Origin of the sequence: uncultured Photobacterium sp., from assembly GCF_947039875.1 — a bacterium.
Classification (GTDB): domain Bacteria; phylum Pseudomonadota; class Gammaproteobacteria; order Enterobacterales; family Vibrionaceae; genus Photobacterium.
Genome location: NZ_CAMRAN010000020.1, coordinates 17,289 through 33,398, shown reverse-complemented (window position 1 = coordinate 33,398; position 16,110 = coordinate 17,289). Strand labels below are relative to the sequence as shown.

The 16,110-nt window shown below is 40.9% G+C and carries 15 protein-coding genes; 4 read left to right on the top strand and 11 right to left on the bottom strand.

What is annotated here, in order from left to right; genetic code table 11:
* Window positions 1-334: 334 nt before the first annotated feature.
* Window positions 335-2,773, top strand: a complete 2,439-nt coding sequence (gene plsB, locus Q0V26_RS09020) for a glycerol-3-phosphate 1-O-acyltransferase PlsB (RefSeq protein ID WP_297480903.1) — start codon at window positions 335-337, stop codon at window positions 2,771-2,773.
* A gap of 67 nt (window positions 2,774-2,840) precedes the next feature.
* Here the strand turns inward: plsB and ubiA are convergent, their stop codons facing one another.
* Together ubiA and Q0V26_RS09010 are read right to left on the bottom strand one after the other, a co-directional pair.
* Entirely contained in the window at window positions 2,841-3,704 is an 864-nt protein-coding gene (gene ubiA, locus Q0V26_RS09015) for a 4-hydroxybenzoate octaprenyltransferase (protein ID WP_297480900.1), read from the bottom strand.
* The gene (locus Q0V26_RS09010) at window positions 3,698-4,240 is read right to left on the bottom strand and encodes a chorismate lyase (RefSeq protein WP_297480898.1); all 543 of its coding nucleotides are present in this window, start codon (window positions 4,238-4,240) and stop codon (window positions 3,698-3,700) included. The genes ubiA and Q0V26_RS09010 overlap by 7 nt, the downstream gene beginning before the upstream one ends.
* 172 nt (window positions 4,241-4,412) lie before the next feature.
* Between Q0V26_RS09010 and Q0V26_RS09005 the strand changes: the two genes are divergently transcribed.
* Complete coding sequence (locus Q0V26_RS09005) at window positions 4,413-4,832, top strand: flagellar basal body-associated protein FliL (protein ID WP_297480896.1); 420 nt, start codon at window positions 4,413-4,415, stop codon at window positions 4,830-4,832.
* Window positions 4,833-4,891: 59 nt separating this feature from the next.
* On the opposite strand, the gene glpD is transcribed toward Q0V26_RS09005, so the two are convergent.
* The 9 genes from glpD to ftsY form a co-directional block, all read right to left on the bottom strand.
* Window positions 4,892-6,427, bottom strand: a complete 1,536-nt coding sequence (gene glpD / locus Q0V26_RS09000) for a glycerol-3-phosphate dehydrogenase (RefSeq protein WP_297480893.1) — start codon at window positions 6,425-6,427, stop codon at window positions 4,892-4,894.
* A gap of 232 nt (window positions 6,428-6,659) precedes the next feature.
* Complete coding sequence (locus Q0V26_RS08995; RefSeq protein WP_080159234.1) at window positions 6,660-7,421, bottom strand: DeoR/GlpR family transcriptional regulator; 762 nt, start codon at window positions 7,419-7,421, stop codon at window positions 6,660-6,662.
* Between the two features lie 120 nt (window positions 7,422-7,541).
* Complete coding sequence (gene glpT, locus Q0V26_RS08990) at window positions 7,542-8,912, bottom strand: glycerol-3-phosphate transporter (RefSeq protein ID WP_297480888.1); 1,371 nt, start codon at window positions 8,910-8,912, stop codon at window positions 7,542-7,544.
* Between the two features lie 362 nt (window positions 8,913-9,274).
* Complete coding sequence (gene glpG / locus Q0V26_RS08985; protein WP_297480886.1) at window positions 9,275-10,114, bottom strand: rhomboid family intramembrane serine protease GlpG; 840 nt, start codon at window positions 10,112-10,114, stop codon at window positions 9,275-9,277.
* A gap of 111 nt (window positions 10,115-10,225) precedes the next feature.
* Window positions 10,226-10,546, bottom strand: coding sequence for a thiosulfate sulfurtransferase GlpE (gene glpE / locus Q0V26_RS08980; RefSeq protein WP_297480883.1), 321 nt, complete (start codon window positions 10,544-10,546; stop codon window positions 10,226-10,228).
* A gap of 548 nt (window positions 10,547-11,094) precedes the next feature.
* Window positions 11,095-11,955, bottom strand: a complete 861-nt coding sequence (gene rpoH / locus Q0V26_RS08975) for an RNA polymerase sigma factor RpoH (protein WP_297480881.1) — start codon at window positions 11,953-11,955, stop codon at window positions 11,095-11,097.
* A gap of 178 nt (window positions 11,956-12,133) precedes the next feature.
* Window positions 12,134-13,066 carry a permease-like cell division protein FtsX gene (gene ftsX / locus Q0V26_RS08970; protein ID WP_297480878.1) on the bottom strand — a complete coding sequence of 311 codons (933 nt, stop codon included), beginning with the start codon at window positions 13,064-13,066 and terminating at the stop codon, window positions 12,134-12,136.
* Window positions 13,056-13,724, bottom strand: a complete 669-nt coding sequence (ftsE, locus tag Q0V26_RS08965) for a cell division ATP-binding protein FtsE (protein WP_297480875.1) — start codon at window positions 13,722-13,724, stop codon at window positions 13,056-13,058. Before ftsE ends, ftsX begins: the two co-directional genes overlap by 11 nt.
* A 4-nt stretch (window positions 13,725-13,728) precedes the next feature.
* A complete protein-coding gene (gene ftsY, locus Q0V26_RS08960; protein WP_297480873.1) occupies window positions 13,729-15,135 on the bottom strand; it encodes a signal recognition particle-docking protein FtsY in 1,407 nt (468 codons plus the stop codon).
* An 84-nt stretch (window positions 15,136-15,219) separates the two neighbouring features.
* Between ftsY and rsmD the strand changes: the two genes are divergently transcribed.
* Both rsmD and Q0V26_RS08950 read left to right on the top strand, forming a co-directional pair.
* Complete coding sequence (gene rsmD, locus Q0V26_RS08955) at window positions 15,220-15,825, top strand: 16S rRNA (guanine(966)-N(2))-methyltransferase RsmD (RefSeq protein WP_297480870.1); 606 nt, start codon at window positions 15,220-15,222, stop codon at window positions 15,823-15,825.
* Window positions 15,822-16,088, top strand: coding sequence for a DUF1145 domain-containing protein (locus tag Q0V26_RS08950; protein WP_297480867.1), 267 nt, complete (start codon window positions 15,822-15,824; stop codon window positions 16,086-16,088). The genes rsmD and Q0V26_RS08950 overlap by 4 nt, the downstream gene beginning before the upstream one ends.
* Window positions 16,089-16,110 lie beyond the last annotated feature (22 nt).

Genomic DNA, 16,110 nt, shown 5'->3' with positions numbered 1-16,110 from the left:
TATACAGTTGCTGTGAGTATATCCAGTGTTCAAAGACAATAAAAGCCAATTGTTTACGAAAACAGCAATTTGAGTAGGAATTCAAAGCCATTCAGTCACTTGGATTGAAAAAATATAATGCTATTATTTGTGGCAATAATTCTAACAGAATCAATCATCTTTACTTAACTGGTCATGCCAGATCGATTTTTAATCCAAAAGTAGTCATAAAAATAAACCATGACTTAGTTAAAAAAGTGGTATTTTAACGTTTATTTACCGCATATCTCCTGCATGAAAGCTGTATTTTTCTGCTATTGTGCGGCGCATTAAGATTCAGAGGCTAATTATATCTATGTCAAGCGGGCAGAAAATCTATCAACAATTATTAAAATTGCCACTTTCTTTGTTGGTAAAACCTCATTCGATTCCATCCGATCCAGTTGCTGACCTAGAACTCGATTTAGCACGCCCAATCGTCTATATATTGCCGTATCGGTCTAATACTGATCTATTAACTCTACGTAGCAGTGCACTTGCATCAGGCTTACCGGACCCATTATCGCTATTAGAAATTAATGGCCTATCATTTCCACGCTTTGTTTGTGTTGCTGAAAACCCAAGTGTATTTGGTAATAAAACTGGTTTACCACAAGATTCAATTACACTTTTTAGTGAGCTATTGGAATTACATAAGCAAGACAGTGAATTAAATATTCAATTAATTCCAGCGTCTATTTTATGGGGTCGTGCTCCAGGTAAAGAATCAAAAAATAAACCTATTTTACGTCCCCTTAATGGTCCTAAAAAAATCTGGGCAATTGTCGGTCATGGTCGTGACTGTGTTGTCCGTCTAAGTACACCGGTATCTCTTCGCTATATGGCAGATAACCACGGTACTGATGATGCGATTGCACAAAAATTAGCGCGCGTGGCAAAAATTCACTTTTCGCGTCAATTACTCGCAACATCAGGCCCTCGATTGCCAGATCGTAAACAACTCTTCAAACGTTTATTAGCATCAAAAGCGATTGATAAAGTAGTACAAGAAGAAGCATTAAGCCGTCAAGTACCTGTTGAAAAAGTGCGTCGTGAAGCAATTGCGATGATGGAAGAAATTGCCGCTGATTTTTCTTACCCATTAATTAAAAATGGTGAACGTTTCTTAGGTTGGCTGTGGAATAAGCTTTACCAAGGGCTTAACATCACCAATGCGCAGCGTATTCGTCGCTTAGCACAAGATGGCCATGAAATTGTTTATGTTCCTTGCCACCGTAGCCATATGGATTACTTGTTACTGTCTTATGTACTGTACCAAGAGGGCTTAGTGCCACCGCATATTGCCGCAGGTATAAACCTTAACTTCTTCCCTGCGGGCCCAATTTTCCGTCGAGGTGGTGCATTCTTTATTCGCCGTAGTTTTAAAGGAGATCGCCTTTATTCGACGGTTTTCCGCGAATATTTAGCGCAGTTATTTGCTAAAGGTTACTCAGTTGAGTATTTCAGTGAAGGCGGCCGTTCTCGTACAGGGCGTTTACTTCCCGCGAAAACAGGCATGTTATCAATGACCATCCAAGCGATGTTACGCGGCTTAAATCGCCCTGTGACCTTGGTACCGGTTTATATTGGTTACGAGCACGTAATGGAAGTCGGTACGTATGCCAAAGAACTACAAGGTAAACGCAAAGAAAAAGAAAATGTCGGCCAAGTGCTGCGAACGCTACGTAAATTACGTAATTTTGGTAAAGGCTACGTTAACTTTGGTGAGCCGTTATCACTCAATCAATATTTAAACGATAACGTGCCAGAGTGGCATCAAGACATCAATCCAATAGAACCACAGCGTCCAACCTGGCTCTCTCCAGTAGTAAATGACTTAGCGGTTAAGATGATGACCCATATTAACGATGCGGCTGCGACCAATGCCATGACATTATGCGCACTCGCTTTATTATCATCACGCCAACGAGCATTAAGCCGTAGTTCATTAGAGCAACAAATTGAATGTTATCTTGAATTGCTTCGTAATGCGCCGTATTCAAGCCATTGCACCATGCCAAAAGATAATGCCACTCAATTGGTCGATCATGCAATTACCATGGATAAGTTCTTAGTTGAGCGTGACGTACTCGGTGAAATTATTTCACTTAATCGTGAGCAATCAATCTTAATGACTTACTATCGCAACAACATTATTCACTTGTTTGCGTTGCCGTCATTAATTGCTCATATGGTAATACAGCAGCAATGTTTAACCCGTGCAGAGATCCATCAAAAAGTTGAGTTATTGTATCCGTTCTTAAAAGCTGAATTGTTCTTACGTTTTGATGCAGAGCAATTAGCGCTAGAAATTGATCGCCTAATCGCAGAACTCGTTCGTCAGCGATTATTGCTACTTGATGGTGACACCATTGTCATTAATAATGCTCGCATTGGGCCATTACAACTGCTAGCACGCACGATTACTGAAACCTTACAACGTTACGCGATTGCACTGACGCTACTCAATGCTGATCCGCAATTACCTAAAACCGATTTAGAACAACAGAGCCAAGTACTTGCTCAGCGTTTAAGTCGTTTACATGGTATTAATGCTCCCGAGTTTTTCGATAAGGGGGTATTTAGTACGTTAGTGAAAACATTACGTAATGAAGGCTATCTTAATGCTGAGTGTCATGCTGTGACACAACCAGTAGAGCAGCTGGCAGATTTATTGACGTCATTAGTTTCACCTGAAGTGAAATTAACTATTCAAGCTGTGATGCAGCCAGATGAAGAACCAACCAACGACTAACGGTTCGCCATAAAAAAAGCGCCTAACGGCGCTTTTTTTATGCTCCAAGATCACTGCTATTGATCGCTTATTGCCATAATACACTCAGGCTAATACCGATAAATATCACCATTCCGACGTAATTATTATTTAAAAAGGCTTTAAAACATTGTTCACGTTGGCGGCCTTGAATCAACATTTGTTGATAAACAAACAAAGCTGAAGCTAATAATAATGACCAATAATAGCCTTGATTTAATTGTAAAATACCGCCGATAGCAATCAATAACATGATCGTTGTTAGCTGTAATATACCCACAATTAATTTATCAAACCGACCAAAAAGAATCGCGGTAGATTTAATTCCAACCTTGAGGTCATCATCACGATCAACCATCGCATACAGCGTATCGTAAGCAATGGTCCATAAAATATTAGCTGCAAATAATAACCATGCCACGACAGGTAACGCACCCGATTGAGCAGCGTATGCCATCGGAATTGACCACCCAAATGCCGCCCCTAATACCAATTGTGGTAAATGAGTATAACGCTTCATAAATGGATAAGCCGCAGCCAGTATTACAGCGACTACCGACAACATAATGGTCAGGTTATTCATGGTGAGTACTAATAAAAACGACACTAACACCAATAAAATAAATAACCCTAACGCTTCACGTTCAGAAACTTTCCCTGATGGCATTGGACGATTAGCTGTACGCTTTACATGGCCATCAACATTGCGATCTGCAAAATCATTGATCACGCAACCCGCGGCGCGCATAAACACCACCCCCAGCACAAACACCACTAATACATCTAATTTAGGAAAACCATCCCCAGCTAAAAATAACGCCCACAAGGTTGGCCATAACAACAATAAACTGCCAATCGGGCGATCAAAACGGGCTAACTGCCAAAAAGCTCTGGCTTTGGTTATTTCTAACATCCTTTTTCCTTAGCATATACTGGCGATTCGGTTAAGAATAGCTCCGCCACCAGCATTGGCTTTTCATTGATCCATAATCGCGAACGTCGTGCCCATCGAGGTTGCTGTTGAGTGCCAAGATTGGCGACTTCCAAAGCGTCACGGCGTGAATTTCTATCATTAAAAACACGATAACCTAACGGTATATTGCCTAAATCGACGAGATCTTGTTCCTCACCACTTAAGGTTGTCATTGGAATCAATGTTCGCGCAAATACCCATGGTTGTTGATCACCATAAAGCATCACTTCTCGTTCTAAACAATCACAGTCACCGACAAGCTGCCGTTCCATAACTGACAGATGGCTGTTGCTGATCATTGTTTGGGTTAGCACTGTCACCGTAAAATGTTGACAATATTGTGCTAATCGACGCGACAATGATGCCGATTCTAGCAACCAGGCTCCATGTGATGTTTGTTCTAATGCCCATGATTGCACCGAGTACCATTTGGCACTCTGGATCAATGGGCTGTACAACTGCTTGAATTTCGACATTTTTTATACTACAAAATTAACAAACTCGTGATCAAAACACTTGGTAGAAAGCGGTTAATTTATTACCATATTGATCTGCTATTGTAGCAAGAGGTAACGACTTCGAATATCGTTAACGCTAGTAGATTACACCTTGTTACGTCTAAATATCCCTAACTGCATGAGTATCATGATGAAAAAAACTGTTTTTGTAATAAGTTTCTTGGTGGCGATAACATTCTTTTCACCAATGACTTATGCAAAACAGCCCGCAACTGAGTCGACTCAGCCAGGTATTAGTTATTACACCTTAACGCCTGATATCATAACTAATTATGTCATTAATGGTACTCGTCTCGGGTATATTCGAGTCCAAGTCGACTTAATGCTCACCGACAGTAATCAACTTGCTACAATTGAACATCATGCGCCACTGATTCGCGATAGCATTATCAGCATTATTAACCAGCAACCTGAACAACAAATAAAATCCTTGGCAGGACGTGAAAAAATTCGTCAGTTAACCAAACAGAAAATCAACCAATTATTAGTTGTTGAAACGGGTCAGACCGCGGTCAATGAACTGTTGTTTACTAAATACTTATACCAATAATTACCCATAAAAAAAGCGCCCAAAGGCGCTTTTTTTATGGCCGCTTTCTATAATAATGGCTATGCGGCGGCGATCACTGCTTGTGGTTGGTGCTCTGTAATATAATCACCAATCAATTGTTGTTGTAATGGCGTTAAATACAAACCTAATTTACTTCGACGCCATAGCGCATCAGTTGCGGTTTGTACAAACTCATACGCCATTAGATAATCAAGTTCACACTGATAAATTCCTTCACCGAAATGTTGTCCCATTTCAGCTTCAGTGGTGATTCCAGCGAATAACGTCTCTACTCGAATACCATAATTATGTGCGATGCGCTGACAAGTAAACGTCGTTAACCATGGGTACCGTTGCTGCAACTGTGTGGCTAATTTATCACCATCAAAATCAGCACTGCCCCCAGGCAAATAACTGTCTTTGGTCCAAGATGGGCCCATTTGAGAATAAAATGGCGCTAACTTAGCTAACGCTGATTCTGCCAATTTTCGATAGGTAGTGAGCTTACCACCAAAGACCGACAGTAAAGGCGCTTCATCTGCTTGCTGCTCTAACTCTAAGGTATAATCACGTGTCACCGCTTGTGGAGAATCGGATTCATCATCGCACAATGGTCGAACCCCACTCCAACTCCATACCACATCTTCTCGCTGGCATTGGTGCAAAAAATGGTTGTTATACACCTTCAGTAAATAATCAATTTCTTGATCATCAATAGCGACATCACGTGGATCACCATGGTATTCAACATCGGTGGTGCCTATCACCGAAAAGCGATCCAAGTATGGAATCACAAACACAATCCGATTATCTTCATTTTGAAGAATGTACGCTTGTGGTTGATCATGTACCCGTGGCACCACAATATGGGAGCCTTTAATTAACCGAATATTACGTGGAGAAATCAAATCAGTGCTGTGATCATAAAACGATTTCACCCAAGGTCCGGTCGCATTCACCAACCCATGCGCATAACGTTGAAAAACCTCACCCGACAATTGATCTTTAATGGTGACACGCCACAAATCCCCTTCTCGAACGGCTTGTTCTACTCGACAGCGATTACGTACTTCAGCGCCTTTTTGGTCAGCTTCCATCGCATTTAAAATCACCAGTCGCGCATCATCAACCCAGCAATCAGAGTATTCAAAACCTTGTTTAATCGAGGGTACTAATACTGATTCAGCACCAAATGATAACCCTTTGCTGGCAGGGAGAGTGGTACGTTTACCCAAGTGATCATATAAGAATAATCCAGCACGAATCATCCATGCGGGACGTAAATGCGGTTGATGTGGCAGTCGAAAACGCATTGGTTTGGCAATATGAGGCGCTTTTTTAAGTAGCACTTCCCGCTCAGCTAAGGCTTCTGCTACTAATCGAAATTCATAATGCTCAAGGTAACGTAAGCCACCATGAATTAACTTAGAACTTGCTGATGAGGTCGCAGAAGCAAAATCATCTGCTTCATAAAGACCGACACTCAACCCGCGACCCGCGGCATCAGCAGCAATGCCAGTACCATTAATGCCGCCACCAATCACAATTAAATCTAACGTTTGACTATTTTCGAGGCCGCTTAATGCTACTGTCATAATGTTCACACCTATTCAATCAAACATAACAAAACGAACTATAAATGTTCGTTCGAAAGTAATTGATTTGATAATAGCGTATATATTGATCTAATCCAGCCTTAGTTAATATTGTTGTGACATAAGTTTGATCATTAGCGCAAATTTGATGTTTATTGCTATTTTGGCTAAAAAAAACGAGCTTCTTTAATAGAAGCCCGTTAGTGCAGTATTTATTTATCGCGGTAAGCGTTTACACCACCACTTCAAAATGGATCTCATTTTCCTGCAACCGTTCAACAAGGCTGACAGGAGGAAGTTGGTCAGTAAACAGCATATTAACTTGGCTAATATCGCCTAAATTCACCATCGCATTACGACCAAATTTAGTATGATCAACACCTAACATCACACAGCGACTATTTTCAATGATCGCTTGCTTAACGCGAACTTCATGGTAATCAAAATCTAATAATGAACCATCAAGATCAATACCACTGATACCTAGAATGCCAAAATCTAACCGAAATTGTGACACAAAATCGAGAGTTGCTTCACCGACAATACCGCCATCACGATTACGCACCTCACCGCCAGCTAAAATAACGCGAAAATCTTCCTTCGCCATCAATAAACTGGCGACATTCAAGTTATTGGTGACAATCCGTAAATCCTTATGATTCATTAACGCACGAGCCACTGCTTCTGGGGTGGTTCCGATATCAATGAATAAGGTTGCGCCATCTGGAATATGGCTCACCAACGCTTGAGCAATACGATCTTTTTGCTCTAATTGTAATACCTGACGGGTGGTATAAGCAGTATTAACTGAACTAGAAGGAACCGTTGCGCCACCATGATGACGACGAATTTTATTTTCATCAGCCAATTCATTAAGATCACGACGAATAGTTTGTGGGCTTACATTAAAACGTGCCACAAGATCATCCGTACTGACGTATCCCTGACTCATAACTAAATCAATAATTTCTTGATGACGTTTACTTTGCTTCACGGCTGAGAAAGCTCCTATCTATACCTGCCATATTCAGCAATGAAAGGTAATAAAAACAAGGCTTCGCCAATGCGAAGCCTGTTCATATTACCTACAGCTCAACTAAGAAGCCAAATTTAATCATCCATTTTGCTGTTGTAACTCAAGTTGTTGCTGTTTATAGGCCTTCTTTTCACCAATCATGGTAATAATAAAGAAGAAAATAGCTAGTACACACGATCCCGTTAGAACAATAAAGCCACCGTCCCAACCAAAATGATCAACGGTATAACCAAGCAATGCGTTTGCAGCCACCGCCCCCCCTAAATAACCAAATAGCCCGGTTAATCCAGCGGCGGTTCCTGCGGCCTTTTTAGGTGCAAGTTCTAACGCATACAAACCAATTAACATTACTGGGCCATAAATAAGGAAACCAATCGCAACCAATGCCATCATATCGACACTTGGATTACCAGGAGGATTCAACCAGTAGACCAATACCGCAACGGTCACTAGGGCCATAAATAAAATTCCGGCAGGCGCACGACGACCTTTAAACAGCTTATCGGATATCCAACCGCACAATAACGTCCCAGGAATACCAGCCCACTCATAAAGAAAATAGGCCCATGATGACTTATCCACGGTAAAGCCTTTTGCTTCGCCTAAATACACAGGAGCCCAATCTAAAACACCGTAGCGAATCAAATAAACAAACGCGTTCGCAATCGCAATAAACCACAGTAATTTATTATTAAAAATATATTTAAAGAAAATTTCTTTCGCCGTCATCTCTTGTTCAAACGACTTATCATAACTTTCAGGATAATCGTCTTTGTATTCTTCAATCGGTGGTAAACCACAAGATTGCGGAGTGTCACGCATCACTAAGATGGTAAACCCAGCCACCAGCAGTGCAAAGAAAGCCGGAACATAGAAAGCAGAACGCCAATCATCATTAAACGCCCATAAACCAAATATAAATAATGGACCAATTAAACCGCCACCAACGTTATGGGCTACATTCCATACCGAAACCAATCCACCTCTTTCTTTATGTGACCACCAGTGCACCATGGTTCGCCCACAAGCCGGCCATCCCATCCCTTGAAACCAGCCATTCAAAAATAACAACACAAACATCGCAGTAATGCTGCCTGTCGCCCATGGCATAAAACCAAAGCACAGCATCACTATCGACGACAGTATCAATCCAGAGGCTAAAAAGAAGCGAGGATTGGATCGATCCGATACATTCCCCATTAAAAATTTAGATAAGCCATAAGCAATTGATACTGCCGCTAACGCAACCCCCAATTCACCGCGACTATAGCCATATTCTTCAATCAAATATGGCATCGCGAGTGAAAAGTTTTTACGCACTAAATAGTAGCCAGCATAACCAAAAAAAATACCAACAAACAATTGCCACCGTAACCGCTTATAGACCGGATCAATACTGCCATCAGGCAAGCGCTGTTTATGCGCAACGGGGGTAAATAAACCAAACATAGATGTTCCTTTCTGTTATCTCACTACTGTAGGGCAGCGTGTACCGTTGACGTATATCAATACGTTACTGGCATCTTGTGGGGATTGTTTTTTGGATTTAACGCCACAAACAATCGTTTTATTTTCGATATCAATCAAAACAGCGCGAATTATTGCGCGAATGGTTGATTAAAAATGTGAAAACAGTCAAAGACAGACAGATAAATATGAATAGATATGAAAATAGCGCGGGTTTATATCAACATTGGACTCACTATCAAATAATCAACAGCTTTAGTTAATATCAATATAATAATCACTACCACAGTGATATTAGTAGGCTTAACATCGCCGTGGTAGTTGCAGGGGAAACAAGCACAAAGCTAGTGTTTAAAACGCAGTAATTTAGCATCCACAAAAGCAATCGCACAGCCAGTTAATAGTCCCATTAGATGAGCCATATTGGCAATTGCGATGCCAGCAGGTTCAGCAAAACCAATAACAAGCCACACCAACATAAACACCACGTAAGAGCGAGCAATCACTAACCCACGCTGTGGTGCAAGCCAACCCATCCACCAGATATAACCTAATAAGGCATAAACGACTCCAGATAAGCCACCAAAATTAGGTCCATCCAACCAGAATTGACCAAAACCTGAAATCAATGATGAGATCAAAAACAACTGGACGAGTTTTGCAGAACCACTATGGCGTTCAATCTGCCCACCTAAGAGCCACCACCACAAACAGTTAAAAATCACATGCAGCGCTGAAAAATGCAGTAATGCATGGCTAAAATAACGCCACAACTGCCATTGATCGCCATTCATAAATGGGAAATGGAACCAATTAAACAGCAGTGATTCAAACCCTAATAACCACAATCCGTAAATAACCAGTGACACCACCATCACCAACAAGGTAAATGGACCCGCTTGCGCTTTGACCATCGACACTAAACTAGGGCTGGAATAATCAAATTTTGCAGTACGGCTTTCTGCAACTTGCCATGATGCTTCTTGATATTTACTATCATTGGGATTAGCAATAAATACCTTTAATTCAGCTTCGGCTTCTATCAGATATTGGCTATCAGATAACCATAGCGCGAACTTCCCTTCAGGCTCTGGCGCTAAAGTCAGTTCAATACCTCGCGAAGCCATATAATCAATAAATGCTTGCGCATGACGAGGGTTATAAAATTCAGCTAAGCGATGCATAGTTATCACTCTAATGGGTAGGACATAAATAAGTAGTAAAAACGGCAATGTGTAACTTAAAGACACGTAACATCTGCCAAGTTATTCTTATTTTATCAATGGCAAACTTAACTAAGCTTGTACCATAGGTAAGGCTTCACGACGCCAAGCTTCAAAACCACCATCAACGCTATACACCTGCTCATAACCCTGATTAGCTAAATATTGCGCGGCGCCTTGACTGCTGACACCGTGATAGCACATCACTAATAATGGTTGTTCAAAATCAACTTCATCCATCAATGTTACTATTGTATCGTTAGTAAGATGAAAGGCTGCTTGAGCATGCGCTAGTGCATAAGACTGAGGATCGCGAATATCAACCAATACGGCTTGTGGTTGTTGTAATAATTGCAGGGCATCTTGTACTGAAATATGTTGAAACTGTTCCATGGTTCTTCCTTTTAAGAGTGGCAATATCGTGAATAGCAATGGCTGCAAATACTATTTATGATCACGATCGATGCTATCGAAATGAGATCGACAACACACGATCCTGACAATTGATCTGCTCAAAACGGCAGTTAATGACTATTGTACCTCAGCTTAACTGCGGTATCTCCCACCAAAAAATAAGGCTTTATCCACATAATAACCATCCGCAACAACAATAACAGTTCAATACCAACAAGGGGTTATTACTGATTACAATTACCAACCGCACACAAAGTAACCAGCTGTGGAAAAATCTGTGGATTGCGTTGATAATGTGGTTTGCTATAAAAAGATCCACTATATGTAGATCGGATCCTACTATAAGCTGTGGATAAGTTAGCTAAGCATACACACAACTATTCACAAATGTGACCTATAACATATAAAATCAGGTAGATAACCGCAGCTGATCAAATCACGATTATCCACCACCAATTAAGACGATCAACAGCTACAAAAAAACCGACACTAAGGTCGGTTTTTATTACATCGATTAATGACACTTATTAGTAAAAATCACCAACGGCATCTTTGAGCTTCTTCATGGCATTTTTTTCTAGCTGACGAATACGCTCAGCAGAAACACCATAACTATCGGCTAAATCTTGTAGCGTCGACTTTTGATCGTCAAGCCAACGCGAACGGACAATGTGCTGACTGCGTTCATCAAGACTGGCTAATGCTTGTGATAAGCGATTATTGGCATGATTTTCCCAATTACTTTCTTCATAACTCAAGGCAACATCTGAGCCTTTATCTTCAAGGAAATAAGCGGGAGCCATAGGCGTTGAGTCACGTTCATCATCATCGTTTTGCATTTCAAACGTCGGATCTTGTGCCGCTAAACGTGACTCCATCTCACGTACTTCTGCTGGTTCTACACCGAGCTGTTTAGCGACCATGTTCACTTCGTCATTATTAAACCAACCTAGACGCTTCTTTGATTTACGTAAATTAAAAAATAATTTCCGTTGCGCTTTGGTGGTAGCAACTTTAACGATACGCCAATTACGTAGTACATATTCATGGATTTCAGCTTTGATCCAATGTACCGCAAACGACACTAATCGAACGCCGACTTCAGGATTAAAGCGTTTAACCGCCTTCATCAAGCCAATGTTGCCTTCTTGAATTAAATCAGCAATAGGTAAGCCATAGCCAGAATATCCACGCGCAATATGTACTACGAATCGTAAATGGGACATCACTAACGCTTTAGCAGCATTAATATCACCGTCATAGTGTAGAGCTTCAGCAAGCTCCTTCTCACGCTCAGGTGTTAGCATTGGATAACGGTTTACAGTCTGAATATAACTTTCAAGACTATCCGCCGAAACTAGAACTAATTTCGACATCTCATTTGACATTCGAAAACCTCGTGTAATTTTTGTGCAATCACAACGGTTATTGAGCATATGCTAACGTTGTGTGAACCAACAATGATGCCTGTAAACATGGTTAAAATGCAAGCCGTAGCGCAAATATATATGCTTATAAGCATCACTTTTTATTATCGTGTTGTTTTAAAACCCTTAACAACAACGCTTATACCGGGTTAATTTCACGCAAATGACGTCCAGCAGCTAAACGAGCAGCCATCAGACCAAGGAAGGTTGCAACCATTATCATGATCAAGCTTTCATCCCAACTTAGTCCTAACATTCTAAAATTACTGCCATACAAATTAGATAGCTGTGCAACAGCATCACCTAATAATAAACTCACCCCTTGGGTTAACCCCCATGCAATTAATGCGGCAATCAAGCCATACCACACGCCGATATACAGATAAGGACGTAGAATATAACTATTGGTTGCACCCACCATTTTCATGACTTGGATTTCATCTTTATGACTAAGCACTTGTAAGCGCAGAGTATTACCAACAATTAAGAACACTGCAAATAACATTAAGCCTGACATTAATAACGCTAACGCAACTGCTAACTGTTGAATTGCCGCTAAACGCTGTAGCCAATCACGATCTAAACGGACTTCTGCAACGTGATCTTGCTGACCTAATTTTGAGGCTAATTCATTGGCTTTAGCCGTTGTTTGCCAATCACTTTTCGGCTCAACAATCACTACCGCAGGTAAAGGATTATTTTGCTCATCAAATAGACTAAGAGCTTTATCAAAGCCACCATTTTGACGAAATTGTTCTAATCCTTGATCAGCAGTAATATATTTAACGCTATTAACTTGTGACCACTTTTTAATTTTATCCGCCAAAGCCTGACCGTCGTCATTGGTCGCGTCATGCTGTAGATACAAGGTGATTTGACTTGGATTCTGCCATGCATCAGCGACTGCAGTGATATTTTTTGCCATTAAATAAAAGGTACACGGCAAGGTTAATGCGACCGCCAACACCGCAAGGGTTAAAAAATTACCCAATGGACGACGAAACATGTCTTTTAGTGCAGAGCTTGCTTGTTGGCGATGAATTGCAAAAAAACCAATAGATTTACGCGCCATGTGCAAACTCCCTTAAATTACCTTTATGTAGATCTAAACGACGATAATCACGGCTAGCAAGCAATGAGGTATCATGCGTTGCCATCAATACAGTGACACCAACGCGATTAAATTCTTCAAATAATCGCAACACTTGTTGTGATAATTCTGCATCAAGGTTACCCGTTGGTTCATCGGCCAACAGTAACATTGGTTTGTTAACAACAGCACGCGCAATACCCACGCGCTGTTGCTCACCGCCAGATAATTGGATAGGCAAACATTTTGCCTTATCCAATAATCCAACTTTATCCAACGCTGCGCTCACACGACGCTTGATATCATGTTCATTCATTTGCTCAACCCGTAATGGCAACGCAATATTATCGAAAACACTGCGATCCATTAAAAGCTTATGATCTTGAAAAATAATACCAATATTGCGGCGCAAAAATGGGATTTGCTTATTCGGCAATCGAGTAATGTCGTGACCATTGAACCAAATCTTACCGTCACTTGGACGCTCAAGGGCACAAATTAACTTCAGCAGGGTACTTTTACCGGCTCCAGAGTGACCCGTTAGAAAAGCCATATCTGCTGGTTTAAGGTGAAAATCTACTTTTTGTAGGGCTTGCCTACCACCACGATAAGCTTTACTTACCTGCTGAAATCGAATCACTTTATCATTCCTCGTTGCTAAATAACGCTTCTATAAACTCATCGGCCGCAAACGGTCGTAAATCATCAATCCCTTCACCAATACCAATATAACGAATCGGAATATTAAATTGATCAGCAATTGCAAAAATAACACCACCTTTAGCAGTACCGTCTAATTTAGTGATAGTGATCCCCGATACCGGCGCCACTTCACTAAATAATTTTGCCTGACTAATGGCATTTTGACCTGTACCAGCATCTAATGTCAGCATAATTTCATGCGGTGCTTCGATATCAACCTTCTGCATTACTCGCACAATTTTACGTAACTCTTCCATTAAGTTGCCTTTGTTTTGCAAACGCCCTGCGGTATCAGCAATAACAATATCAATGTTTTTCGCTTTAGCGGATTCAATCGCATCAAAAATCACTGATGCACTATCGGCACCGGTATGTTGAGCGACCACGGGAACATGATTACGTTCACCCCAGACTTGTAACTGCTCAACCGCTGCGGCACGGAAAGTATCGCCTGCCGCCAACATTACCGATTTGCCTTCAGCTTGGAATTGTTTGGCTAATTTACCTATGGTAGTTGTTTTACCGACACCATTTACGCCGACCATTAAAATAACATAAGGCTTTTTAGTCATATCAACCACTAATGGCTGCTCAACTTTTGCCAGCATTTCACCCAACTCATCTTTTAATAAACCGTATAATGCTTCACCATCATGCAATTCACTACGAGACGCTTTATCTGTCAGGTTATTAATAATCTTTAATGTGGTATCCATCCCCACATCAGCAATTAATAATTGCTCTTCTAGTTCTTCAAATAACTCATCATCAATTTGTTTACCACGGAACAAACCAAAGAAACCAGCACCAAAGTTGGTTTTTGTGCGTTTTAAACCACGCATTAGACGGCTAAAAAAGCCTTCTGATTTTGGTTTTTCTTGTTCAACAGCAGTGGTAACCACAGTCACATCAATATCATCAGCCGTGGTAATTGTCTCACTACCACTTACCTCTTCAGCAGTATCCTCAGCTGATGTTAGTAATAGCTTACTATCATCATTAGGTTCATCTACTAAAGGTTGTTGGGTATTGTCTGCGATTACATTTTTATCATCAATAACACTGTCTGTCACTAAGGTGTCTTTTTGATGATCATTTTCTTGCAACGTTGCAGCCAATTGGCGATCATTCGTTTCAGCTACTAATTCTGAGTCGATGGGTGTTTCTAGCTCAAGATCATGATTATGACTGGCTTTCAACGGCTCATCGTCAGAGGAATGTGTTGATTGTTGGCTATCAACCGAGCCATCAACTACTGATTGATCAGTAGCTTGTTCCTTTGGTGCGTCGTTATCTTCAGAGCTAAATCCTAGCCATGAAAATAATCCGCGTTTCTTTTTTTCTGCCATTGGCAAATCCTAGCGCTTGATTGGTACAATTTACGGCCTAAAAACAGGTGTATACTATCATTTTCTTAACGGTCAAAAAAATCTATGACGCAGCGAAGACAGCAAACAACTCGCAAAACACAAAATAATCGTCCTGGTGGGTTCGTTAGAATCATCAGCGGACAATGGCGTGGACGCAAATTACCCGTTCATGATGTCGAAGGACTCCGTCCAACCACTGACCGTGTCAAAGAAACACTTTTCAACTGGTTAGCGCAAGACATTTATCAATCTAAATGCCTTGACCTCTTTACTGGTAGCGGTGGTTTAAGTTTTGAAGCACTTTCTCGTGGTGCAGAAAGCGTCACTATGCTTGAGCTTGATACAAAAGCCGCCGCACAACTTGAAATCAACCTCAACACAGTAAAAGCAACCAATGCCACCGTGATAAATGGCGACAGTTTACGCTTTTTGTCACAAACAGGTACGCCACACGATATTATTTTTATCGATCCACCGTTTAGAAAAGATCTTATTCAAGATGTTATCACAGCGTTAGAAAATAATGGCTGGTTAACACCACATGCAATGATTTATATTGAAGCAGAAAAGGAATTAGGTCAGTTGGCAATTCCTAGCCACTGGCATTTACATCGCGAAAAAAACGCAGGCCAAGTGTGCTACCGTTTATTCGCTAGAGAGGAACCATGAAAGCACTGATCATTACTGCCAAAATAGCGATAGCCTTAGTATGGCTGGTATTGTTTATTAATATCGTCCACCCTTTCCCTGGCGTTTCTGCAATAGCGCTTTATATCATGACCGCATTTTTGTTCATGATGCACGGTTTACAAATGCTGATTTTCGTTGGTGCGTTTGGTGATAAAATCAACATGTCGCGTTGGGAGTATTGGTCAATTTTAATTTTTGGTATCTTCGCACTACTTGATATTCGTCGTAAACACATGATGTAACATCTATGGAGCGGGCAACATC